General features: G+C 39.7%; 22 protein-coding genes, 1 tRNA gene and 1 pseudogene. 6 read left to right on the top strand and 18 right to left on the bottom strand.

What is annotated here, in order from left to right; all coding sequences use genetic code 11:
* The first annotated feature begins 25 nt into the window (after positions 1-25).
* The 3 genes from GYM62_RS09635 (at position 26) to GYM62_RS09625 (ending at position 4,618) form a co-directional block, all read left to right on the top strand.
* A complete protein-coding gene (locus GYM62_RS09635; protein ID WP_144602954.1) occupies positions 26-2,437 on the top strand; it encodes an ABC transporter permease in 2,412 nt (803 codons plus the stop codon).
* Between the two features lie 182 nt (positions 2,438-2,619).
* Positions 2,620-3,294, top strand: a complete 675-nt coding sequence (locus GYM62_RS09630) for an ABC transporter ATP-binding protein (RefSeq protein ID WP_091655573.1) — start codon at positions 2,620-2,622, stop codon at positions 3,292-3,294.
* Positions 3,263-4,618, top strand: coding sequence for a TolC family protein (locus GYM62_RS09625; protein ID WP_219959249.1), 1,356 nt, complete (start codon positions 3,263-3,265; stop codon positions 4,616-4,618). The genes GYM62_RS09630 and GYM62_RS09625 overlap by 32 nt, the downstream gene beginning before the upstream one ends.
* A 77-nt stretch (positions 4,619-4,695) precedes the next feature.
* Here GYM62_RS09625 and GYM62_RS09620 read toward each other — a convergent pair whose 3' ends face one another.
* From GYM62_RS09620 to GYM62_RS09610, 3 genes are all read right to left on the bottom strand, one after another.
* On the bottom strand, positions 4,696-5,541 hold the full coding sequence (locus GYM62_RS09620; RefSeq protein ID WP_091655571.1) for an OmpA family protein: 846 nt from the start codon (positions 5,539-5,541) through the stop codon (positions 4,696-4,698).
* A 240-nt stretch (positions 5,542-5,781) separates the two neighbouring features.
* On the bottom strand, positions 5,782-6,372 hold the full coding sequence (locus GYM62_RS09615; RefSeq protein WP_219959248.1) for a DUF4136 domain-containing protein: 591 nt from the start codon (positions 6,370-6,372) through the stop codon (positions 5,782-5,784).
* 379 nt (positions 6,373-6,751) lie between these two features.
* Positions 6,752-7,450, bottom strand: a complete 699-nt coding sequence (locus GYM62_RS09610; RefSeq protein WP_255590658.1) for a DUF2490 domain-containing protein — start codon at positions 7,448-7,450, stop codon at positions 6,752-6,754.
* A gap of 40 nt (positions 7,451-7,490) precedes the next feature.
* On the opposite strand from GYM62_RS09610, the gene GYM62_RS09605 reads away from it, so the two are divergent.
* A complete protein-coding gene (locus GYM62_RS09605) occupies positions 7,491-8,069 on the top strand; it encodes a uracil-DNA glycosylase family protein (protein ID WP_219959247.1) in 579 nt (192 codons plus the stop codon).
* Here the strand turns inward: GYM62_RS09605 and GYM62_RS09600 are convergent.
* The 11 genes and pseudogenes from GYM62_RS09600 to GYM62_RS09550 all read right to left on the bottom strand — a co-directional run bounded on the left by GYM62_RS09600 (position 8,062) and on the right by GYM62_RS09550 (position 16,255).
* On the bottom strand, positions 8,062-8,958 hold the full coding sequence (locus tag GYM62_RS09600) for a cation diffusion facilitator family transporter (RefSeq protein ID WP_219959246.1): 897 nt from the start codon (positions 8,956-8,958) through the stop codon (positions 8,062-8,064). The genes GYM62_RS09605 and GYM62_RS09600 overlap by 8 nt on opposite strands.
* A 2-nt stretch (positions 8,959-8,960) precedes the next feature.
* Positions 8,961-9,881: an NAD-dependent epimerase/dehydratase family protein gene (locus GYM62_RS09595; protein WP_219959245.1), complete on the bottom strand. Its 921-nt coding sequence runs from the start codon at positions 9,879-9,881 to the stop codon at positions 8,961-8,963.
* 237 nt (positions 9,882-10,118) lie between these two features.
* The gene (locus GYM62_RS09590) at positions 10,119-11,042 is read right to left on the bottom strand and encodes a DMT family transporter (protein ID WP_219959244.1); all 924 of its coding nucleotides are present in this window, start codon (positions 11,040-11,042) and stop codon (positions 10,119-10,121) included.
* A gap of 164 nt (positions 11,043-11,206) precedes the next feature.
* On the bottom strand, positions 11,207-12,145 hold the full coding sequence (locus GYM62_RS09585; protein WP_219959243.1) for a DDE-type integrase/transposase/recombinase: 939 nt from the start codon (positions 12,143-12,145) through the stop codon (positions 11,207-11,209).
* Positions 12,142-12,528, bottom strand: a complete 387-nt coding sequence (locus GYM62_RS09580; protein ID WP_219956550.1) for a hypothetical protein — start codon at positions 12,526-12,528, stop codon at positions 12,142-12,144. Before GYM62_RS09580 ends, GYM62_RS09585 begins: the two co-directional genes overlap by 4 nt.
* Before the next feature lie 286 nt (positions 12,529-12,814).
* Positions 12,815-13,105 (bottom strand): GIY-YIG nuclease family protein, encoded by a 291-nt coding sequence (locus GYM62_RS09575; protein WP_219959242.1) that lies wholly within the window; start codon positions 13,103-13,105, stop codon positions 12,815-12,817.
* A 210-nt stretch (positions 13,106-13,315) separates the two neighbouring features.
* Positions 13,316-14,802 (bottom strand): annotated as a pseudogene (locus GYM62_RS09570) (IS1182 family transposase).
* Between the two features lie 225 nt (positions 14,803-15,027).
* On the bottom strand, positions 15,028-15,318 hold the full coding sequence (locus tag GYM62_RS09565; RefSeq protein WP_219959241.1) for a GIY-YIG nuclease family protein: 291 nt from the start codon (positions 15,316-15,318) through the stop codon (positions 15,028-15,030).
* A gap of 119 nt (positions 15,319-15,437) precedes the next feature.
* Complete coding sequence (locus GYM62_RS09560) at positions 15,438-15,728, bottom strand: GIY-YIG nuclease family protein (protein ID WP_219959240.1); 291 nt, start codon at positions 15,726-15,728, stop codon at positions 15,438-15,440.
* 120 nt (positions 15,729-15,848) lie between these two features.
* The gene (locus tag GYM62_RS09555) at positions 15,849-16,139 is read right to left on the bottom strand and encodes a GIY-YIG nuclease family protein (RefSeq protein WP_219959239.1); all 291 of its coding nucleotides are present in this window, start codon (positions 16,137-16,139) and stop codon (positions 15,849-15,851) included.
* 42 nt (positions 16,140-16,181) lie between these two features.
* Positions 16,182-16,255: transfer RNA gene (locus GYM62_RS09550), tRNA-Ile, on the bottom strand.
* A 127-nt stretch (positions 16,256-16,382) separates the two neighbouring features.
* Between GYM62_RS09550 and GYM62_RS09545 the strand changes: the two genes are divergently transcribed.
* Together GYM62_RS09545 and GYM62_RS09540 are read left to right on the top strand one after the other, a co-directional pair.
* Positions 16,383-17,015 (top strand): HAD family phosphatase, encoded by a 633-nt coding sequence (locus GYM62_RS09545; protein ID WP_219959238.1) that lies wholly within the window; start codon positions 16,383-16,385, stop codon positions 17,013-17,015.
* Positions 17,005-18,117 carry a site-2 protease family protein gene (locus tag GYM62_RS09540; RefSeq protein WP_219959237.1) on the top strand — a complete coding sequence of 371 codons (1,113 nt, stop codon included), beginning with the start codon at positions 17,005-17,007 and terminating at the stop codon, positions 18,115-18,117. The genes GYM62_RS09545 and GYM62_RS09540 overlap by 11 nt, the downstream gene beginning before the upstream one ends.
* Positions 18,118-18,246: 129 nt before the next feature.
* On the opposite strand, the gene GYM62_RS09535 is transcribed toward GYM62_RS09540, so the two are convergent.
* From GYM62_RS09535 to GYM62_RS09520, 4 genes are all read right to left on the bottom strand, one after another.
* The gene (locus GYM62_RS09535; RefSeq protein WP_091655562.1) at positions 18,247-18,543 is read right to left on the bottom strand and encodes a rhodanese-like domain-containing protein; all 297 of its coding nucleotides are present in this window, start codon (positions 18,541-18,543) and stop codon (positions 18,247-18,249) included.
* Positions 18,544-18,545: 2 nt separating this feature from the next.
* Positions 18,546-20,372 (bottom strand): T9SS type A sorting domain-containing protein, encoded by a 1,827-nt coding sequence (locus GYM62_RS09530; RefSeq protein ID WP_219959236.1) that lies wholly within the window; start codon positions 20,370-20,372, stop codon positions 18,546-18,548.
* A 6-nt stretch (positions 20,373-20,378) separates the two neighbouring features.
* Entirely contained in the window at positions 20,379-21,143 is a 765-nt protein-coding gene (locus tag GYM62_RS09525; RefSeq protein WP_219959235.1) for a PASTA domain-containing protein, read from the bottom strand.
* 119 nt (positions 21,144-21,262) lie between these two features.
* Positions 21,263-24,340 carry a M43 family zinc metalloprotease gene (locus tag GYM62_RS09520; protein WP_255590656.1) on the bottom strand — a complete coding sequence of 1,026 codons (3,078 nt, stop codon included), beginning with the start codon at positions 24,338-24,340 and terminating at the stop codon, positions 21,263-21,265.
* Positions 24,341-24,342 lie beyond the last annotated feature (2 nt).

The following is a 24,342-nucleotide window of genomic DNA, read 5'->3' as shown; positions in this document are numbered from 1 at the left end:
ATTATTTTTCAAAAACGCTAAGGCTATGCTCAAAAACTATTTTAAAATCGCCTGGAGGAATCTTCTCCGCAATAAGCTCCGAACAGCAATCCATATCCTCGGACTTTCTCTAGGGATTGCGATATGCTTTTTGATATTCAATATCGTATGGCACGCATACAGTTTTGATAATTTTCACCCTGATAAAGAGAGGATCTATAGAATCATCACGGAGAATGATTATGGAGAAATGAAATACAGTTATCCGGCTGCTCCAGGGCCATTGGGTGAGGTTTTAGGAGAAGAATTGGCTGGTATTGAAGAAGTAGGTAGACTCTATACCTTAGGACAAACACATGCCAGTATTCCGGAAGAAAATAAAAACTTTGGCAGGAAGAATTACATTAGTTTCGCTGATCCTGGTTTTTTTAAAGTTCTCCCAAGAACTTGGCTGGCAGGAAATCCTGAGACAGCATTACAGGAACCTAATCAGGTTGTGATTAGTGAAAAGAGTTTGAATACTTATTTTCCCAATCAACCTCTGGATCAAGTACTTGGAAAAGAGCTTCGCTATGTGGATGCTGATACCATCATGGCAACCATTGTTGGTGTTATCCAGGATTATGATGAAAACACCGATTTTATTTTTCAGGATTTCATCTCTTTTTCCACTATTAAAAAGAATGAGAAAGAAGACTGGTATGGGCTTCATTCATGGACCAATATCAATTCCAGCAGTCAGGTTTTCTTTAAATCAGGTAATGGAATCTCTGCCAGCAACTTACAGGAAGGGCTTAATGCAATAGCAGGTAAATACTATGCCGATGAAGAGGAGGGAAGCACCTCGTTTGGATTGGAACCCTTATCGGAACTTCATTTTTCTTACGGACTACTGGATGAAACAGGTGCCTCAAAAGAGCTGATTAAGGGTTTGTTGATTGTTGGAGCCATCATTTTGATTTTGGCATGTCTCAATTTTATCAATTTAGAAACTGCCCAAGCAATCAGCCGAGCAAAAGAGGTAGGGATTCGAAAAACACTTGGAGGCAACAAATTCCAGCTGATGTTTCAGTTTCTAGCCGAAACCTACTTATTGGTATTAGGCGCAACTTTGCTGGGTTTGGTGTTTTCAGACTTGATATTAAAAACCTTCCAAAGCTATCTTCCAGACGGCTTCACGATGCCGTATTTAGCAGGATATAATTTAATATTTATAGTTCTTTTCGGAGTCTTATTGACTTTGGTTTCGGGAATTTACCCATCCTTGGTTTTGGCTAATTATCAGCCTCAGCGTGCCCTGAAAGGCGAGAAAATGGGTTCGGCGAAATTCTCCTTTGGGGCCTTTTTGAGAAAAAATCTGACGGTTCTTCAGTTTACTGTGTCCATGGTCTTTTTGATTTTAGTAATGGTTATTGGCTCTCAATTGAAATATATCAGTAGTCAGCCAGTTGGATTTGAAAAAGATGCAGTGGTCTATGCTTACTTACCTTTTATGGCAGGTTTTGAAAAGGCTTCACTCCTTCAGAGCCAGGTGACTCAAATGAGTTTTGTGGAAGGAGCCAGTTTAGGAGGAGATGCCATTTCTTCTAATGGAATTTGGACCTCTGATGTGAAAGTTCCTGTAGACAGCGCAGAGATGGAATTTTTTACACAAGTGAAAAATGTGGATTCATCCTTCGTTCAAGTAAATGGAGTTGAGCTGCTGGCTGGAAGGAATTTAACTCAAAATCAAACAGAGGTTTTGGTAAATGAACGCTTTTTGAAGGAAGCAGGGATCAATTCTGCACAGGAAATTCTCGGTAGTTTCATAACAATTGGAGGAGGGCCAAAGTCTGTTGTTGGAGTGATGAAAGATTTCAATTCCCGATCGCTGAAGGAAGAGATTCTTCCTATGGTTTTTCTTCAAAACCCTGATTATTATAATGTCATCTCAGTCAAACTGGGGAAAGGAATCAACCTCGAGACAGCATTACTTGGATTAAGAGAATCATACACGAGTGTTTATCCTTTTGAGGAAATTGATTTCAAGTTTCTGGATGAGGAAATAGCGAAATTCTACGAAGAGGATCAGCGCATAAGAAACATTCTCGGTTTTTCCAGTATGATAGCCATCCTAATCTCTGGAATGGGATTGTTTGGACTTTCTTCTTTCACCATATCTCAAAGATTGAAAGAGATCTCTGTGAGAAAAATATTAGGTGCCAGTATTGCTCAGATTCTAGGACTTATCAGTAAGGAATACGTGATGCTGGTCAGCATTTCCTTTCTATTAGCAGCTTATCCAACTTATTGGCTCGCTAAAGAATTTTTGGAAAGCTATTCATACCGGATTGATATGCCTTACCTGCAATTTTTGATGGGAGGCTTGGCATTATTGGTTCTTTGCATAGGGATAGTAGGTGCTCATTTCTGGGTGGCGGCTAAATCGAATCCTGCCGAAATTCTGAAAGACGAATAAGGGATTTGGTAATATTTTAAATCAATAAGTGATTTTGATTTTGGTGGAAAAATCGTTCGCCAGCGAACAAAAATGTTCGAGAAAATATAGGGTTGCTTAATCAAAAAGGGGCTTTAGACTTGTTCTGAGGCCTTTTTTTATGGCATGGAAGTGGAAATGGTTATTGAAGTTAATTTTCAAGTATGATACAACTCAAAGAAATCGATAAATACATTGAGTCCCGTTTCCAGAGGATTTTTATTCTAAAAGGAATAAATCTGACTATCCAACAAGGGGAGTTCCTTACTTTGATGGGCCCTTCAGGAGCGGGGAAGTCCACCTTGCTGAATATCATAGGAATGTTGGACGAAGACTACGATGGGGAATATTTTTTTGGAGAAAAAAATATCCGTAAAATGAAGGACAAGGAGAGATCCAATCTGCACAAAAGTGAGTTTGGATATATTTTTCAGGCTTATCATCTGATAGATGAATTGACTGTTTATGAAAATATAGAAACGCCACTTCTTTATAGAAATGTGGCTTCATCCGAGCGGAAAAGCATTATTGCAGATCTTTTAGATCGCTTTAACATGGTAGCCAAAAAGGACCTCTTCCCTGCTCAGTTGAGCGGTGGACAACAGCAATTGGTGGGAATCGCTAGGGCTGTTGCCGGCCGACCAAGTTTGCTTCTCGCGGATGAACCTACAGGAAATCTTCATTCCACTCAGGCCAAGGAAATAATGGAGGTTTTTCAAGAATTGCATAAAGAGGGAACCACCATCATCCAAGCTACTCACGCTAGAGAGAATGCGGATTATGGAACCAGATTAATCAATCTATTGGATGGAAAAATTGAAAGTGATGAACAGCTATAAATTTCTAATTACCCTTTTGACTTTTGCTTGTTGTTCCTTTGGAACTTATGCCCAGGATACTCTTAGGTTGGATTTTCGTCAGGCAGTAGAATTCGGACTTGATGCAAATCTGGAGTATAAAATTCAGGAGAATAATATGGAAATCCTGAAAAAGCAGAAGCAGGTAGCGGCACTATCTCATTTGCCCTCTGTGGGAATCAACTCTAATTTATTGAGGCAAAGTGGTCAGCAATTTCAACAAGTAGAAGGTGAAATTGTAGTTACCAATGTCACCAATGAAATTGTTTCCGGAGGATTAAATATGAATATACCTGTATTCAATGCGGGCAGGAGAATTTTGGATACTCAATCGGCCAAGCTGGCATTTGAGGCTGGGGAAAAGGGCTTGGAAAGGGCCAAGCAACAGGTAGTATTCGATGTAGCCCAAAGGTATTTACAGGTGCTATTGGATCAGGAGTTATTAAAAATTGCGATAGAAAACCTGGAAAATCAGCAGGAGCAACTTCGGCAAATTGAGGGTTTCGTTGAGGCTGGATTAAGAACTGTTTCTGATTTATATAATCAGCAATCTGAAGTTGCCAGACTGCAATCCGTAAAAGTGGATGCGGAAATTCAGTTGGAAAATGATCTTTGGTCTTTATCAGAATATCTGCAATTGGAGGCGGGTAAAATTCCTGATTTGGAACCCGTTGATCCTACTAATTCATCGGTAAGCTTTGCCGAGCAAAATCTAGGAGAATTATACGAGTTGGCTATGGCAAACCGTGCTGATATGAAGCAACAGGAGCTTTTGGTAAGCTCTACCAAAAAAGATGTTCAGGCAAGAAAGGCTATGTACTTTCCTAGGGTTTCTGCTTTTTATAATTACAATACCTTTTTTACATCCTTAGATAGTAGAAGTCTTAGGGAGCAGTTATTAAGGATATATCCTCAAAATACGCTCGGCTTGAATCTGGTGATTCCCATATTTTCCAATTGGCAAACCAGATTGGATGTGAGTAGAGCTAAAGTAGCCTACGAAAATCAGCAATTGACCCTACAGTCTTTGGATAGAAGGGTGTACCAAGATGTGAGATTAGCCTGGCAAAATTATAAAGCAGCTAAATTGAAAGAGCAAAACACTGGCTTACAGGTTTTGGCGGCGGAGGAGGCAAGAAATGCAGTTCAGGAGCGCTTTAGATTGGGGATTTCCAATTTTGTAGATCTATCCGCGGCTAACCAGCAATTTGTGGCTGCCCAGGCAGATCAAGCTCAGGCAATTTACACCCTATATTTTCAGGAAGTATTAATGCAGTTCGCTTTAGGAACTTTAAGCACTGATTAAAGTCAATTAGGAGGAAATAAAAAAAGCAGACCCATAAAGTCTGCTTTTTTTGATTTAATTGTGGTAGTTGGTTTTGGTTATAACATTGCAAAGAACATATCCAAATCAGGGATTAGGACGATTCTAGTTCTTCTGTTGATAGCCATATTTTCTTTGGAATCATTGGCAACGATAGGCATATAGCTCGCTCGACCCGCAGCGATCATTTTTTCAGGAGCTACACCAAAATCATTTTGAAGCTTTCTAACAATAGAGGTAGCTCTTTTTACAGATAGATCCCAGTTATCCTGAACAACTGCATTAGAGATGGTTCTTGGGTCTGTATGACCTTCTATCATCACCTGAAGGCTAGGCTCAGCGTTGATTACTTCTGCCAATTTCTTCAATAGGGGATCTGCTTTGCTGTTGATTCTGTAAGATGCGGTATTGAAAAGAAGTTTGTCAGAAACAGAGATCATCACCACCGTCTGATCAATGCTGATTTCTACGTCATCTTCTTCACCTCCGGTGTTTTCAGTGATGTTTTGCTTCAGATTATATTCCACTGCCAAGTTTACAGAATCCTCCAAAGTCTTAGCTTGAGCAAGCTTCTCAGGATCCACCTTTGCTAAAGTTTCAGTCATCTTTTGCTTTGAGTTTTTGGACATGACGGTTCCTGACTCGATTGAATACAATGAGTTATTGGACTGAGTCAAGGCATCATTGGTGTCTCTCAAAGAATTGATTCTCGCGTTGTATTCTGCTACTCTAGCCTCAATGGCTGCCATTTTTTCTTCCAATTCAGCCTTTTCCTGATTGGTCATGGCTAATTCTGTTTGAGTCTTGAAGAGATTACTCTCCAACTCGGTGTACTTCTTTTTAGACACACAGGACACTAAAACACTTGCGCTAAGTATGCCTGAAAGGATCAAAGAGTTTTTCATGGTTTTAAAATTTGTTTTTCAAGTCGATTAAAATCTGCCATGTTTAGAAATTCTTTTGTTTCCTGGCAGAATTGATTTCTAGGTTTATTCTTCTTGATCCAAAAGAACTGCCAGTGATTTTCAGAAATCATATAATGGCTTAATCAATTGAAAAACAATGATTTACTTTTTTTACATAAAAAAATCCCATCGAAAAGATGGGATTATTACTAAGCAAACTGGGGAATTATTCCACAGAATCTATTCCATGTAACGGTTTACAACTTTAAATTCATTCATCACCCGATAGGCAGCACGGGTAATGTCAGACTGAAAGCTAGGGGATTCAAAATCAAATTTAGCAGCGGTATAACCTTGCCAAATAGTGTTTCCTCTTTTATTGTCAATAACATAAATGACTAGCATTCCATTATTCTCCTTGTACTTGATTTGGTTGTAGGTTTCGTCCTTCTCCAGTTCTTTATCTTTGTCCTTTTCCAAATCCCTTTCCAATACCCGGCTTCCTGTTCTCTGCAACCAATAATCAAACTCGGGCTGCACATATCCTCTATAACGGATCGAATCGGTAAAAATCTTATAGCTGACCAATAAGTCTGGTTTATCCGTTTTCTCTACAAAGCCCTGAGATCCCAATCTAGCACCAATAGTAGCATTTAATACAGGAGTTATAGTTTCAATTTCAGGCTCGTTGATCTCAACAAATGCAAAAGTTTTATATCGTTTAAAGGTACCCTGGTAATTGTAATCATATTCTGTGACGTAATCTTTTTGGGTGAAGCAGCTTGAAATTACCAAAACAAGCAAGACTAGGTAATAGGTAGAGTTTTTCATAGGATATGAATTTATGGTTGACTAAGGCCGATATTTTTAGATTCAAACAAGTCTTAGGAAAGTCGAGGTTTTCACTAGCTGCCTTTGATGCTTTTTAGGAACTCCTTAAGCAGAAAAGCAATTGTTTCTCGATTTATCCTCTTCTATGTTTGATCGGAAAAAGCTGAATTATCTAACTCAAAAACCAAACTGCTTTACCAATACTTTGTTTCAAGTTATTGATATTCAACTTCCTGTCTTATAATTTAAAAAGATATTTGCGTTTAATCCATATACTGGATCAATCATTTAAAATTTTACAGAAAATTCCCGAAAAATATCTTTTACATATATACGATGTGGTAAAAGCTTCTGGTTTTAAGTGAGTTAAGAAAAAATATTACTTGCCGCTGTATAATTGATGGAAAACAGAGAATTGAAGCTGATTTTTTGAAAATCGATTGGTTTTTTGTTCCATAAAACCGACCTGAACAGCCAACTGACTTTGAATTCGGTATCCTAATCCTCCATAAAGCCGATTTCTGTCGAAGTATTCCACCAAACCGTCTAACTTTTCTCCGTTGATGAATAATTCGTCATAAAGCTGTAAATACCAACTCCCTTTTTCACTCAAGCTTTTAGAATTGAGCGGGACATTTAGAAATAATGCATACCTAAATCTGCTGCGAAATGGAGAGGATTCAACCCATCTTTGTTCGTAACGGAAACGATGCATGATTCCTACTTTGGATACTTTTTGCCTTAAAATTGCTTCCTGATATATTCTGCTTTCAGGAACAGAAATCGTACTCTCTCCCGGTGGTTGTGTAGTGATATTTCCGTACCCAAGAGTGAAGCTTGCGCTTCCGTCTTTTAAATTATATTGTAATCCTGTTCTGATTAGAAGTTGCTCTAAATCCCCAACTATGTTATGATTTCTATATTGTATTTCACCATGAATAGCCCAAGAACTTTCCTGAAATCTAAAGTTTCCAAAATACATATACCAAGAGCCTAATTCCGGATTATTTTGGCCAAATGAAGAAAAGCTAGAAATTAGAAATATAAATAAAAGGGAAAGGGGGAGAGTCTTTTTCACAATTCAAATTAAACCTAGAATTAGAAAAGGTCAATTTTTCATGGAAAATTTAAATTCAATTCTTCGGGAGGTTAAAAATTGCAAGCTTTGTGAAGCGCATCTTCCATTAGGAGCCAATCCAGTGCTATCGGTACATTCTCAAAGTAAAATTCTAATTATCGGTCAAGCACCGGGAACCAAAGTTCATGCAACAGGTATTCCCTGGAATGATCCAAGTGGAAATGAGTTAAGAAGATGGCTCCATGTGGATAGCAATACTTTTTATGATCCTGAGATTTTTGGAATTATGCCCATGGGCTTTTGTTATCCCGGCAGAGGCAGGGGAGGAGACTTGCCTCCGAGAAAAGAATGCGCACCTATTTGGCATTCTATGTTATCTTCACAGATGCCTAACCTGAAGTTGATTTTATTAATTGGTGCATATGCCCAATCCTATTATTTGGGAGAAAGAAGAAGAAACAATCTGACGGAGACTGTGAAAAATTTCAAAGAGTATTTACCAAATTATTTCCCTTTGGTTCATCCATCCCCAAGAAATAGATTATGGATGAGAAAAAACCCTTGGTTTGAAACTGAAGTGTTGCCCGAACTTAGAGATAGAGTGCTCGCTCTTATCTGAATGGATTTTCTTTTTGTTCCAATGCACAATTTTCCTCTGACAATTCCCACTCTATGGTGTAATGACTAAGAGGATATTTTTTGAGGGTCTCTTGTACTTGCTTTTTGGATTTAAGCAATTCTTTTAGGTTTTGAACTTGTTTCAAGCGCACATGAGCAGTAAAAACGTGGTGGGCGCCTTCCAGTGACCAAAGATGGGTATGATGAATGGATTCAACTATTGGAAGAGCACACAACTCTTTTTTGATTTGGTCTAGAGAAATATCAGAAGGCACTGCCTGAAGAAATATATACAAGGTTTCTTTCAGATTTTTTAAAACATTCCAGAGAATGAAAAGCGTGATACCCAAGGATAAGGCAGGGTCAATCCAAGGCCAATCGAAGAATAAGAGAAGTATTCCGCCAATTAAAACAGCTACCCAACCCAAAACATCCTCAATTAGGTGCCAGCTGATTACTTTTTCATTTTGGGAATGTCCGTGACCCACCTTCCAAGCTGCATAGCCATTGACAATTACCCCGAAAATTGCAAAAAAGATCATTCCTTTTGCATCACTCAATTCAGGGGTTATGAGTCTTTGGATTGCTTCATTTATGATGAAAACGGAGCCAATGATTAGCACCATGGCATTGATTAGGGCGCCTAAAAGTGAAAATCTACCGTAGCCAAAAGAGAAACTATCGTTGGCTTTTTGCTTGGATTTTTCTTGTAATCCCCAGGCCAATCCTAATGAAAGGGAGTCTCCCAAATCATGAATGGCATCTGATAATATTGCCACTGAATTTACCCAAAATCCTCCAACCAACTCTAAAATGGTAAAACCCAAATTCAGAAAAAAAGCAATCTTTAAATTATTACTATCCTGTGGATGGTGGTGATGTTCATGCATAATTATCGAAGACAGTTTTTAAGTCCTTCTCTAATTGGAGTAGGGTAGATTCCATATTTTTGCTGGATTTTTTTGGAATCAAAGCAATAATCCTGGTCTATTTGATATCGAAGTTCTTTAACCTCTTTCAGTATAGACATAAATAAGGATAAAACAGAAATAAGCCAGGCTGGCATAACTTGAACCTGATGCGAGCTGTTCAATTCTTCATTTAGGATATGTACTATTTCTTCCAAGCTGGGATAGGAAGAGTCAGTTGGTAAGTTCCAAGCTTGATTCCAGGAATCTTCCTGCAATGCCAAAAAAGCAGTGGCTTTGCCTGCGTCGGGAACATAGGTAAAGGAATGCTTTTTGGAAGCTGAGTATAGCCATTGAGGTTTCTTACCTGACTTCATTTTTGAAATGACCATTTCATTCAACATGCTATTACCAGCACCTGGTCCATAAAAATCCGCTGATCGGGCTACAAGTGCTTTTAATTTTTTGGAAGCTACCTCTGACCACAGCATTTCTAATATCTGTTTCCTAACTTTTCCTTTTTTACTGCTTGCCTCCAAAGCAGTTTTTTCAGTTAGGTGAGAAATTTCTTCCGGGTCTAAAGCATACATGTTATCAAAAAACACCAGTTTGGCTTGGTTTGCAATAGAAGCGTCTAATGTATTTCGCATGATAACAGGCCATTGTTTCGCCCAAGCTTTACTGGAATACTGGATGCCTACCAGTAAGAAAATCAGATCTGCTCCTTCACAGGCTTTATGGACTGAGTTTGAATCTAAAATATCACCCGCAAATAGGATGTCAGTATGATTAATTTTTTGAGGTTTTCTGCTGAATTGAACCAGTTGATAATCAGTTTTAGCCAGCTCTAGGGAAACATATTTCCCAATATTTCCATTTGCACCAAGGATAACTGCTTTTTTCATGTGTTTACATTTTGGCTTTAATAGTCTTATGGCATCTAGCAAGGCTGATAATTATTTTAATTTGGATTGCTTGTATCCTGCTCGATTTCATTTCCTAAATTTTTTGGAAAAACTGTTTTTACTTTTTGGTTTCAAGATTTTCTACGAAAAAAACCATTGGAAATCTGGGTTTCTTCTATGAATTTCAGAATAAAAATTGGGTTTTTCATCAAACCTCCAAGCTTTTCAGGAGGCAACTTACAGGGAAAGTTTCTTGGGCTTGGTAGCCAAGGATAAAAGTGCAATGGTGGAAAGGATTAGAAATGTTCCTAACCAATCCATAGCAGTAAAAGTGACTCCTAACCAAACTACGGCCATCATGGCTGCGGATAAAGGTTCAACGCTACAAAGTAAAGATGCTGTTTGAGCTCCAATCAATGGAATGGCGGTGAGGAAAAAGAAAAATGACAACAGGCTTCCAAAAACAATGATATAGCCAAATGCGGCAAATGACTCTACATCCCAAATTCCGTTTATCTGCCATGGCTGAAGGTAAATGGCAAAGAACAAGCCACCCAAAAGCATCCCCCATCCTGAGACGGCTGCTGCTGAATGTTTGGCAAGTATCTTAACAGGATAGATGGTGTAAAAAGCCAAAGCAAGTGCTGATAGTAGCCCCCAAATCAAAGCTTGCGGTGAAATAACCAAAGTAGACCAAGTTCCGTGGGTGACCAATAGAAATGTGCCCAGTACGGCAAAAATCATGGATGCCATTTCAGCTAAAACAGGCCACCTTCTGAACTTAATTGCATAGAAAGAAACCACGAATACAGGGCCGATATATTGGATGACTGTTGCGGTTGCAGCGTTGGAAAGTCGAATGCTGTAGAAATAGCTGAATTGTACTGCCCACATGCCCAGAATACTAAAAATTATCAGTTGGGTAATTGAGCTTTTAGATTTCCATATGGAAAGGGTTTCTTTTTTGGATTGGAAGAAACTAAAAACCAAAAGCAGTGCTCCGGCAAGGATCAGCCTCCAGCAAACCAACCAAGAAGGATCTATATTTTTTTGTTCGAATAAAAACTGGGCACAGTTTCCTGAAATTCCCCAAAAAATAGCTGCCGCCAAAGCAAGAAGCATTCCTTTGGTTTTGATCGAATCAGCCTTTTGAGCAGTCATTGGTTGCTTGTAAAAATTTCTTGAAATAGCATTCTCAAATTGGGAAAAGCAATAGGGGAAATTAAAATTTCTGACTATCCGTAATCATGCAGGTAGCCAATTTTTCTTTGACTGATTGGAAGACCGATGACCGAAGACCGAATGACCTTGCCTGATTTTGGTTGTCACAATTCCGTCTTGTGAACTGTTAATTTGTTTATATTTTGAGGTACTCTTTTTCTTGGTTGTTCAGGATTTCTGGGCTTCAATTTCAAGGTATATGCCATTGAAGGTTGAGTTTGCAACATTGATTTATATTGGAGGGGAGAAAGTCCATTGAGTACTTTCTTTCTTCTTTTCTTGTTGTGGTCAGCGACTGCTTTTTTCTGACATTTTCTCAATTCTTCAAGTTTCTTTGGCTTCCAGTAATTCAAGTATCCACTATTTATCAGATCGTTTGTTTTCTCTGCATAGGGGTTCTCGTAAGAGTACATGCACATACTTTGAAGAATTCCGTGTCGATTACACAACTTCTTGTATACCTCGCTCTCATACTGCTTGCCTCCATCGCTATGATGAATCATCCCTTTGAGTTTTACTCCATTGCCCACGGCTCTGCTGATTGCTTTTCGCATCACTGCTCTATAATTAAGTGCATGATTGGAATCATAAGCTCCATAGCCTACGATTTCTTGGTTGTACACATCGGTGATATAGATCGTGTAAAGCTTAGTGTCTCCGTATAGATAATGGGCCATATCTGCCTGCCAGACTTGATTTACTCCATTCACATCTTTCTGAACCAGCAGGTTAGAAAACTCCCGGGTACCTGATTGTGTGGCTCTCCCATAACGTTTGGGATATTTGACACGGTAACCCAACTCCATAAATAACGCTATACTTTTGTCCCTTCCTATGGGCAATTGATCACCAAACTCTTCATACATACTCCGGCAGCCTTGGCTGGGACAAGTTTTACGGACTTTACGCAGGTTCAATTCTGCCAGCCGAATGACCTCATCTTCAATTTCTGGCTTACCAGCGGCAACTTTATAATAGGACTGACGGCTGTAACCCAATATCTTACAGGCTGAGCTGATCTCAAAAGAATACGGATGGATCATTTTTTCTGAGACTTTGATGCTGGGTCGCCAAAACTTTTTTTTAAATCCACACGAAATTCATCTGATGCCTGCTCTACTATGATCCGGTACAGATCTGCCTCCAATGATTTACGTCCCAAAGCAGCTTCCAGCTCCTTGATCCTACCTTTTAATACCTGAACCCTGTTGTCCTGACTGTCTTTTTCCATAACCATTCTTGTCCCCTTCTTCAAGGTAGTCGAATATTTGTAAAGCCAAGTATATACAGTCTGTTTTCCGCCTATTCCGTACTCACGAACAGCCTGGAGAACTGTTAACTCTTTCCGTTCTATCTGACCTACAATCTGCCTACGCAAATCCTCACTGAAAATCCGCTGAGCTTTAAGTTGAAATCTTTTTGTCATCTTATTTGGTTTATCGTCCCAACAAAATGTGTCAACTTTTTTCAGGCATTGTCAGAAGCATCCGGATTTTGATCCTTTGGGCTAATAAGAAACCAAATTTTCCTTTTGTTATCAGGAAAACGGATATACCTATTAATTTTTCATTGAATTTTATATTGAGGAAATGTAGAAAAAAATAAAAAAAGGCTGGAACAATTCCAGCCTTCTGTGGGCCCACCTGGGCTCGCCCCGATAACTATCGGGGCAGGGACTTTCTGTCCCGATGAATCGGGAGAGTCAGATACTTCTATTTTGTTTGAAAGAGTATTTGTTTTACTAACTCGGGTTCGCTTTTTAGCTTCTGAATATACTTTGAGCTCTTCATTTTTTTCAAATAGATCTCAATTCTTCGAGCATGAGAAAGCGATTGGGTTTCTATGGCTAAATACAACTCCCAATCAGAGGCTTTAGCAGTGAATCGTTTTTTACCGTATCTGTGATGATTATGGTTTTCAATTCTTGCTTGAATTGATTCTTGGGTGATTCCTATATAAAACTTTTGTAGAGTAGGACTAAAAATGATGTAGCAGAAACTCATCCCGAAAAATAAAAAAAAGAGGCTGTCTCATAAATAGTTTTCACATTTAGAGATATTCGATTTTGCGCAATAGAGGCCGATTTTTGATTTTCGGCCTCTATTTTTTTGACCGGGGTTCACATGAGTTGTTTTTTAGGGTCATGGATGGATACTGTGCTCCACTTGCTTTTGTCTTTGTTTTGGGATGAAAAAATGGACATTTAAGGCTGTTCATCCCGCCTTTTTGGCCAGGTTGTGGGCAATGGCCAGAAGGCCTGTTTCAACGGCCACTTTTGCGCTACCGCGGAGCATGAAACGGCTTCTGCCCTTGTTGTATTTGAAGTGTCCGAAGACCGGTTCGACATCGATGGCCCGTTGCTTTCTTTTCTGAATACCTCGCTCTGAGGTTAGCCGTTCCTTTGCTTTGGCTTTCTGTTGCTGGAGTCTTGTGTTGACCTTGATGACTTTGTTTCCCTCCCCGGGATGGCAAGCTGCGGAGAGTGGACAGCCGGAACAGTTTTTAGCCTGATAGTGGCGATAGTGTTGAACGAATCCGGTTGATGTTTTACCGGTGCTTTTCCCGCTCTTTTCCATGGGCTGTCCCATGGGGCAGATGTAGCGGTCGTTTTGCGGGTCGTAATGGAGGTTGTCGAGTAGTCCGTAGACTTTCTTTGCTTTGGATTCCTGTTGAAGTTCTTTGTGGAAATAGTTGTACTTGACGAAGGCTTCGATCTGGTTTTCCTCCAGGAAGCAGTAGTTTTCCTCACTGCCGTATCCCGCATCGGCTGTGTAGCTGGAGGGATAGAAACCGTAGAGCTGACAGTATTTTTCCAGATGAGGTTTGAGGGTCAGCGTATCGGTGGGATTGGGATGCAGGGAGTAGTTGACCACAAACTGTCCGTGGGTACTGAGCTGAAGGTTGTAGGCGGGCTTGAGCTGTCCGTTTTTCATGTGGTCTTCCTTCATCCGCATGAAGGTGGCATCGGGATCGGTTTTGGAGTAGCTGTTGCGTCCTGCCAGGATCTGTTCTTTTTGGTCATATTCTTCCAGTTTGGCCGGCCAGTGCTTTTTGGCGTAGTTTAGTTTCTGCTTCACTTTTTTGTCCACAGGCTTGTCCTGCAGGGCCCGGTTGATCTTGTCCACGGTCTGAGACACTTTCTCCGGACTGGGGTTGATAAAGTCGGGCTCTTCGGCTCCCAGCTCCCGGGCGGCTACCGAACCTGCGTATTCCCAGAGTTCCTGGAGCTGTTTGCTGATCCGCTCCTTGTTCTTTTTGATCGCCTTACCCCAGACAAACGTGTAACGGTTGGCATTGGCCTCTATCTTGGTACCGTCGGTATAGACCTCCTTGATATCCAGAAGGCCTTCTTGATGAAGCAGCAGTACCACTTTGGAGAATATATCGCCGATCACCTAGGCTTGAGCCGTTCGGAACGAAAGCGGTTGATCGTGTGGTGGTCGGGACGCTGCATCCCCGAAAGCCACATGTACACGATGTTTTCCCGGGTAGCCTTCTCCAGCTTACGGGACGAAAAGCAATTTTCAAGATAGCCATAAACCAAAATCTTCAGCAGCATCCGGGGATGGTAGCTGCTGGCACCGTTTTGCCAATAATAGGCATACACCGAGGAAAGATCGATCTGATCCATCACCGAATTAACGGTTCGGGCTGGATGATGGGCTGGAATTAATTCTTCCAAACTCGGAGGAAGAAGCATCAGCTGGTTGGGAGAATAGTCTTTAAAGACTATATTCGTGTCTTGTTTTTGCACACCTCAAAATACCTATTTTGAGTTAAACAAGAAAGGCTAGCCGAGAAATCAGCTAGCCTATTAAACTATCTACTTTTGAGACAGCCTCTTCTGTGGGCCCACCTGGGCTCGCCCCGATAACTATCGGGGCAGGGACTTTCTGTCCCGATGAATCGGGAGAGTCAGATACTTTTATTGTGTTTGAAAGAGTATTTGTTTTACCAATTCGGGTTCGCTTTTTAGCTTCTGAATATACTTTGAGCTCTTCATTTTTTTCAAATAAATCTCAATTCTTCGAGCATGAGAAAGCGATTGGGTTTCTATGGCTAAAAACAACTCCCAATCAGAGGCTTTAGCAGTGAATCGTTTTTTACCGTATCTGTGATGATTATGGTTTTCAATTCTTGCTTGAATTGATTCGTGGGTGATTCCTATATAAAATTTTTGTAGAGTAGGACTAAAAATGATGTAGCAGAAACTCATCCCGAAAAATAAAAAAAGGCTGGAACAATTCCAGCCTTCTGTGGGCCCACCTGGGCTCGCCCCGATAACTATCGGGGCAGGGACTTTCTGTCCCGATGAATCGGGAGAGTCAGATACTTTTATTGTGTTTGAAAGAGTATTTGTTTTACCAATTCGGGTTCGCTTTTTAGCTTCTGAATATACTTTGAGCTCTTCATTTTTTTCAAATAGATCTCAATTCTTCGAGCATGAGAAAGCGATTGGGTTTCGATAGCTAAAAACAACTCCCAATCAGAGGCTTTAGCAGTGAATCGTTTTTTACCGTATCTGTGATGATTATGGTTTTCAATTCTTGCTTGAATTGATTCTTGGGTGATTCCTATATAAAACTTTTGTAGAGTAGGACTAAAAATGATGTAGCAGAAACTCATCCCGAAAAATAAAAAAAAGGCTGGAACAATTCCAGCCTTCTGTGGGCCCACCTGGGCTCGCCCCGATAACTATCGGGGCAGGGACTTTCTGTCCCGATGAATCGGGAGAGTCAGATACTTTTATTGTGTTTGAAAGAGTATTTGTTTTACCAACTCGGGTTCGCTTTTTAGCTTCTGAATATACTTTGAGCTCTTCATTTTTTTCAAATAGATCTCAATTCTTCGAGCATGAGAAAGCGATTGGGTTTCAAGAGCTAAAAACAACTCCCAATCAGAGGCTTTAGCAGTGAATCGTTTTTTACCGTATCTGTGTTCATTGTGGTTTTTAATTCTCGCTTCAATCGATTCATGTGTGATTCCAATGTAAAACTTTTGGAGAGTAGGACTAAAAATGATGTAGCAGAAACTCATCCCGAAAAATAAAAAAAAGGCTGGAACAATTCCAGCCTTCTGTGGGCCCACCTGGGCTCGAACCAGGGACTTTCTGATTATGAGTCAGATACTCTAACCAACTGAGTTATAGGCCCAATAATTACTTTTAAACAAGAAAATTCTTGATAAAATCCCGCTTGGATTAGCTCAAATGCTAAAATACCTTGGTTTTGGGAATGCAATGTTACATATTTGAAATCATATTCACAACCATATTTACGGATGAAAAAAACACCGGACGCAGACTTTTTAATTTTCGATTTAGGTAATGTAATTATTGACATAGATTATCAAAGATCCTTATCTCTTATACGTCAGGAAGTTCCGTCTAATCTTCATCATTTGGTAGATGATTTTTACAAAACTGATTTTCATTATGCCTATGAAAAAGGTTTGATAGATTCTGTAAGTTTTCGAACTGAAGTCAGAAACTATTTTGATCAAGATTGGGAAGATGAAAAGATTGATTCACTTTGGAACTCTTTGCTTGGTAAAATTCCAGCTGAGAGATTGGAATTGGTCAACAGAGTGAGGAAGCACTATCAGGTTGGAGTTTTGAGTAATACCAATATGATCCACATTTTGGCAGTCAATGATATTCTAAAAAGAGATCATGGCCTTGCAAATTTTGACCCTGTATTTGACTGGGTATTTTTAAGTCACGAAATGGGCTTGGCAAAACCTCAACCTGAGATTTACCATAAAATGATTACTGATTTGGGAACTTCGCCCGAAAGGGTTGTATTTTTTGACGATCTTGAGCAAAACGTTCAAAGTGCTAGTGAAATTGGGATTCAGGCTATACAGGTAACTGGGCCTGAGGTTATTTTTGATTATTTAAAGCATGTACAGTAAGAAGGACTACCTAAAACACACCATATTATTTATACTTACCCTAATCGCAACCACTTTAGCTGGAGGAGAATGGGTTTATGGTAAATCAGTCATTGCTAAAGGTGATGATTTTCTGAGCTGGGACTTTTTCTTGAGGTCATTTGCATTTTCGATTCCTTTCATCGGAATTCTATTGATTCATGAATTGGGGCACTTATTCACCTCAATTCATCACAAAGTCAAATCCTCCTTACCACTTTTCATTCCAGCTTGGTTAGGTTTCCTAGGAATACCTTCCATAGGTACATTTGGAGCTATTATTCAGATGAAAAGTTTCGTCAATTCCCGAAAAAAATTCTTTGATATTGGAGTTGCGGGGCCATTAGCTGGATTTGTGATTGCATTGGGAGTTTTAACATATGGATTTACAACGCTCCCTTCAGCTGAATACATTTATGAAATTCACCCCGAATATGCAGACCCTGAATTTGAAGGTTATGGTGATCAGGTGGTAGATTTTGAGTTGGGTAATAATCTTCTTTTCTCACTGATGAGCTCTACCCTAGCTGATCCGGAAAGGATGCCTGAATTGTCAGAGTTAATCCACTATCCCTTCTTATTTGCAGGTTACCTGGCCCTGTTTTTTACCGCGCTTAATCTTTTACCAATTGGACAATTGGATGGCGGGCATGTGATTTTTGGACTTTTTCCCAAAAGGCATAAAGAAATCTCTCTTAGTGCCTTCACTTTATTTCTCTTTTATGCAGGTTTAGGAATGATCAGTCCTTTTTTCCCTGCTGAAGAACTCATCATTAGAATTCCACTTTACTTAGGTTTTCTTTACATCTGTTATCATAAATCAGGGCTAACTGCTCAAACAAAATTGACATTTGCTTTAAGTATAGCGGCAAGTCAATATTTAATTGCATATTTCTTTCCAACCATCCAAGGCTATCAAGGCTGGCTGTTTTTTGGTTTTTTACTTGGAAGGGTGATGGGAACACGACATCCAGAGGTATCCGGATTTAAAGAGCTGGACTCTAAAAGAAAGATTATAGGTTGGATTGCAATTATCATATTTTGTCTATGTTTTTCTCCGCAGCCGTTTATTTTTTCTGAATAAGCTTTAAGACAATCAAATTAAACTCAAGACTTTAGCTAACCATTCTAAGGGTTATATTTAGATTTGCCTAAAAAACAAAACCCTGAAAAGAATACTCCTTCCAGGGTTTAGATATTTTTTGGACAAAACTTATAGATCTCTGTAAGCCATGATTCCACCCAAAACATTTCTGACTTGGGAAAATCCCTTACTTTCTAGAAACTTTTTGGCATTTCCGCTTCTAGCACCGCTTCTGCAATGGATGATAATTTCTTGATCTTTGTAAGAATCAAGTTCCTCCAAACGATGGGGAAGATCTGCTAAGGGGATATTTTTTGCTCCAAGATTGTCATCTTCATATTCCCACTCTTCCCGGACGTCCAAAAAAAGAAATTTGTCTTTTTTCTCCAGTCTTTCTTTCAGTTCTTTTACGTCAATATCTTCCATAATTATTTCACTAAAATTCTAAACGATTCGGCTCCTTTTTCAGAAAGCAGGTGGAGCACATAAATTCCTGACTTCTGACCTCTAAAGTTAAGGATTTCTCCTCGCTCTGTCGATTCTCTTTCCAGTAAAATCTCTCTTCCAAAGGAATCGAACACCTTAATGTCTCTAAATTTCCCCTCAACATTCAGTTGATTTTCGACAGGATTAGGGTAGATTCTGAATATCTCTGATGGGTTTTCTGATTGGGCAAAAGGAGGAGCAAGACTCACATGTGGTCTAATCATTAATGAACCTCTTACTTCAGTATTTTCAGCCCAGGTACCATTTACATTGTAAAAAATCTTATCACCTTGATCATTATTCTTATCCAGACCTATGTGTATGAAATCATTGGTAAACTGGGTAAAACCCACATAAAATTCCCCAGTCACCTGTATGTTGGTATCAAGAGAAAAGTAGGTAAGTGAGTCTATTCCATTTTTTAATGGGATCAACTCCTCTCTTCTGAAAACAGGTTGATTGTCCAGGTTTTGCCAAACCATGATATCTATAGGGAAATCTATTTGATCGGCATTGGTGAAGTTAATGGTTAGCCCCTTGATATAGACTGGCTGATCCACTTGATACTTTACTGCAAGCATCCCCGAACGCTGATTGATCCCAGCTGCATAATCAGCCCTACCATCGTCATAAGCAAAGAAATCCCTGATTGGAATAAGAGTTGTCACCGTATCATTGACCCGATAGTTTACCTGGCTGAAAAAAGTACTGTCACCGGAGTTGACGACAAATAGGTTTTTATCTCCTGTGGTTAAATAAGTTTTTACTTCTAAATCTGTTTCCTCGGAAATAGCAGGTATTTGAGATGGGGAGTTACTGGAAAATCTCCTTCTTTCCAAGGCAGTTGGAACAGGGTTAAAAGGTGTGTTTAAATTAATAGGAACTGAAGCACCGGTATTCGTATTGGTGATTAATACTGAATACTCCATTGCCCGAAACCTATTTTCCAGATTGTAAAATTCGTTTTTAATAGACCCGATAGAGGAGGGAAGGGAAGAAGAGAAAACCGCAGGAACCGCCGTGTAATCCCCAAATTTCAATTCATTAGCTTGGGTTAAGGCTCTATCCAAATAGCTTAATTGATTCAAAGTTCTGCCTGTATTCAAATAGACATAATCCAAAACCCAGGTATCAAATGGTCCTGAAAGTCGACCGAAATTCACAAATCGAAACTGGAAAGCCTCATGCTGAAAGTCGGCTAGGACCTGCACGGATTCTTGAGAAAATTGGTTAGGATCTCGTTCTGGTCCTCCGGATATTTCCCAAACGCTGATCCATTGTCCATTTCGGTTTAGAAACTGCAATACCAAACGATCATTTTCATCGGGTATTTCAGCTCTTCCACCAGCCTGCCAGAAGAAGCTTAAAAAGAGACTTGTACTTTGAGCAACTGAAAGCGTAGATAAATCAAAAGGGCGGGAAGTCAGGTAATCTCCGGCTCCTTGGTCCCTTATTTGTCTTGAATAGGGCTTTCCATTTGAGTCAGTTCCATCCAGAATAATGACTCCTAAAGAAGGTGCATTGATTCCAATACTTTCACTGTAGGAAGCTCCCTCGAATACCCAAGCCAAGGTATCCATACCTTGACTGAAATCATCCCAAAACGGAAGAGTATTGGTATTGGAAATTCTCAAATTTGAACCAATCTCAACCTGGGTTTTGAAGTTTTTGTGTGGCACAGTCGCCAATTCTACCAATTGGGCAAAAGAGGCCTCTGCGCCTATAAAAAGGAGAAAAATCAGAACATAAAAATTGGGTTTATTTCCCATATGTTTTTAGAAACTTCCTTCACCCGAAATCCAAAGATCTATAATATCGCCGGTCTTCACCATTGATTCAGCAGGAGGGGACTGACGAAACACCCTGCCAGATGCTAACGTATCATTTTTCATGTAAGTTTTTTGACCTACTCGAAGGCCTGAACCTAAAATAAGGAATTCCGCATCAATTTCATCCATCCCGACCAAGCTAGGCACATTCAAAACCTGATTTCCTAATCCGTTGCCGACAACCAAATCAATTTTTGCTCCTTTCGGAATCTCAAACCCTTCGGAGATACTTACTCCTCTGTATCTTTGTTCCAATACTACATTGGCTCCAATGTCGGGAACATAGATTAATTCCCCTCTTTCCAATCCAATATTGGCCAGTATTTCCTGTACGTTCTTCAGTGGCATATTGACCAAGTTTGGCATCTTGATTATTGGTGCATTTCGGGCATTAAGCGTCAAATAAATTTTTCTTCCACCCTTTACTTGTTCATTGGCTGGAGGAATTTGCTTCAAAACAGCCAAAGGTTTTTCATCCATATTGAAACCGGAATCTGGAGAAACCTGATAATTAAGACCAGCCTTTTCCAAAATACCCTGACTTTCATCAAAAGTATATCCTGATAAATCCGGTACAGATACTGTCTCGCCGTGATTTGTGTACATAGGAAGATAAACTTTTAGGAAAAGGAAACCCAAAAGAATTGCTATGCCTATAATAATGCCAAGGTTGATAAGAATCTTTTTCAGGGAATACTGGAAAGTGCTCATGTATAAATATTAATGCCTAAAGATAATTGGGATTTTTCATGCACCCAAAGATTGGGGACATGGCGGAATTCTGAAAGGCAAAAAATAAGCCGAAGTGTGTATCCTCGGCTTATTTAGCATTAATTAATTATCAATTTCTTTGTCTCGCTGATCGTATTACTATTGATCCTAACTATATAAAATCCTGGAGGGAAAATCTCTCTGCTGAAAGAATATGTTTGGTTCAATGTGTTAGGATATACGACTTGCTGCAAAACTTGTCCGCTGGCAGAAATAATCTGAATCGTTACATTTTCATAGCGTGGCAAATTAAAGGCAATATTGAAGTAGTCGGAAGCAGGATTTGGATAAAGAATACTCATGCCCTCTGTTGGAATTACAGGCTGAGGGTTAGCAGTCAGGAATAGCTCAATATTATCAAGATAGATAGGAGAATTAAACCCTTCTCCAGCATCAAGAGCAAAAGCCAATCTTACAGCCTGATTGCCATTTCCCGTGAACTCGGTGAGATTTACGAATTCCCTTCTAAAGTCAGAGGCATTACTTGGGCTAGCTACATTCGCTGATGTGGTTCTTAAATTTTCCCCCATTGCTTCCCAAACAGGTATATAGGTCTCTCCCGCATCGGAACTCGCAAATAGCGTCAATCTTGTTGATGGGGCCATCTCTCCAACTGCATAATCAAAAAAGACAGAGGCTTGAGTTCGATTGGATAAGTTGAATATTGGAGATCCAAGCCAGTAGGAGTTTCCGGGCTGTGGATTTTGCAACCCATTTACATTATTGGAGGTGTTATTTGTCGTAATAGTAGTCCAAGAATCTCTATTTTCTTCAGGATTGATTGTTCTCCAAGGTTCTATAGAAGTGGAGAAATTAAAGTTTTGCCTCCAGGGAACAAGTGTGTTTTGGCTATCCTCGATGATGAATCGTTCCAATTCATCTTCATTACCGGAATTTTGATCAAAATTCGGAAAAATGACTCCATAATTTAATCTGTTAACACCTTCCTGGGTCGAGTTTCCTCCGGTTAAATTAAAGCTTTCACCCGGAGCAACAGCAGATCCGGAGGCAAGAAAGCCTTGGGTGGAAGAACCATTGGTACTTTTCGTGAAAACGAACCTAGATACAGGTAGGTTACCTGTGTTTTTCACTCTAATCACCTCATCTTCATATCTACCATCAGAAATAGGTGTTGGAAGAATCAACTCTTCCAAAGTCAACTCGTATTTGAATTGCTTCTCCTGGAGAATTCTAATATTTTTCAAGTAGATATTGTTACCATAAGAATTAACAGAAATGAAAGCAATTCTGACCTGACCTAATTCAGCAAATGGGCTAAGGTTTACTAATTCGGTTCTGAACTGACTATTTTGAGTTGGAATAAACTCATTTAATGTAGGATTGGAAGTTTCCAAAGAAACCCCGGATTTATCATAAGTAGCATCAGCGATTTGAAAGGTGTTTCCACAGTCTGTTGAAACTGCCACAATCAAATCATCCTGAAATCCCGGCTGATTATAAGGAGCATGGGCTAATTCAAATACCAATTGCGCATTTGGATTGGCACTTAAATCAATGACAGGGGAGATAAAGTAATCTAATTCACCTGGCGCTTCATATTCGTAATGTCTGATATAGATCAGGTCTTGCTGGGTCCCGGAAATGGTTAGTCTGGTAGGTTCCCAGGTAAAAGATCCATCCGGATTGCTGATAGACCAGGAATTTGGAATAGAAGCAAGATTTAAACTCAGAGGTAAAGTTGCGGCCTGTTGTAAAACGGGGCTTGAGGTTAATGAATTGTTTGCTGAGTTTTCGTCGCTATTGTCATTAACTTGAACAACCCTGAATTCAATTTCATTTCCATCAGCTGAAATATTGAAATTATTAAAACTCAAAGTAGCATCTGCTCCTGTCACTAAATTCAGTGAAAATCTCCTGCTTTCAACTACAGCTCCATTTCTTCTCAGTTCAATCCTTGCCGAGGAAATAGTTTGTTTCCCGGCATTCTTCACTTGGATAGAAGGAGAAATAATTGGTGAACAAGCAAAATTTCCCGGTTCAACAATTCTTGAAATCGCTAAATCCCTATCCACTAAAACGGGCTCTTGCGTGGCTCTATTATTTACCAAAGTCCTTCTTCTCGGGCTATTAGCCAAAACCGCATTGAATCTTTCTACCTGCCCTCGTGTAAAAATATTCATACAGGCATCAGGAGTGTAATCCATGTAATTTTGGATCATATCATTGGATCCACAGCTAAACCTGGAAGGATTATCGTTACAGGTGCTATTGGAGTTATCCTGTTCGGGAGTATCAGATACAAAATCATCCACACCACAGCCTCCATCACCCCAAATATGCCTTAGTCCGAAATAGTGTCCTACTTCGTGTGTGGCTGTTCTACCCAGTGATGCTCCTATGGCATTTCCACCGCTTCCAAAAAATCTGAAATCAACTGTAACTCCATCGGTAATTGCTGGGGCAGGGGAGAAATTTAAGCCAGGTAAATCTGAAACAGGAAAAGAAGCATAGCCAATAAAAGGTTGGTTTAAGGGCACAACCCAGATATTGAGGTATTCGTCCGGATTCCACTGACTAAGCTGCCCAATTTGCGCTGCATCTTGTGGAGCATAAGAGGTTTTGGGACCTTGAATTCTTACTATTCCATTGGTTGGCAGTCCATTAGGATCTTGTTTAGCTAGCACAAATTCGATTTTGGCGTCGGCGGCCACCGGTAAAAACTCTGCTGGAGTACGGTTAGCATCTGGATTTAATCTCCTGAAGTCCTCATTTAGAGTTCTAATTTGTGATTCGATTTGTGACAGAGGCACATTAGCTCCCTGACCTATAGGAGTTCCATTATGAATCACATGGACGACCACAGGAATTAATCTTATTTCTTCCTGAGTTCTTGCAATAGAAAGTGGTTGATTCCTTTGTGCTTCTATTTTGCTGTCTATCCAGTTTTCAAAAAAATCCTTGGTGCCAAAATATCCCATTTCTTTCACCAGCATTTCCTCCAGCACACCATGAGCACATTTTTCATTATGTGCATGATTACTTTTTGAATTAGCCGTTCCTGAATAATCAGGCAAAGGTGAAATGGTGAAATTTTGAGAATTGGCTGAGGTATATGCAAAAATAGCTCCTAAAAGGAGCATAGTTGCTTTGTTGAAAAAGCTGGAAAATCTCTTCATTT

The organism is Algoriphagus sp. NBT04N3 (assembly GCF_019443765.1).
GTDB lineage: Bacteria > Bacteroidota > Bacteroidia > Cytophagales > Cyclobacteriaceae > Algoriphagus > Algoriphagus ornithinivorans.
Note: the sequence above shows the minus strand (reverse complement) of the source record. Positions and strands in the feature narration are given on the sequence as shown.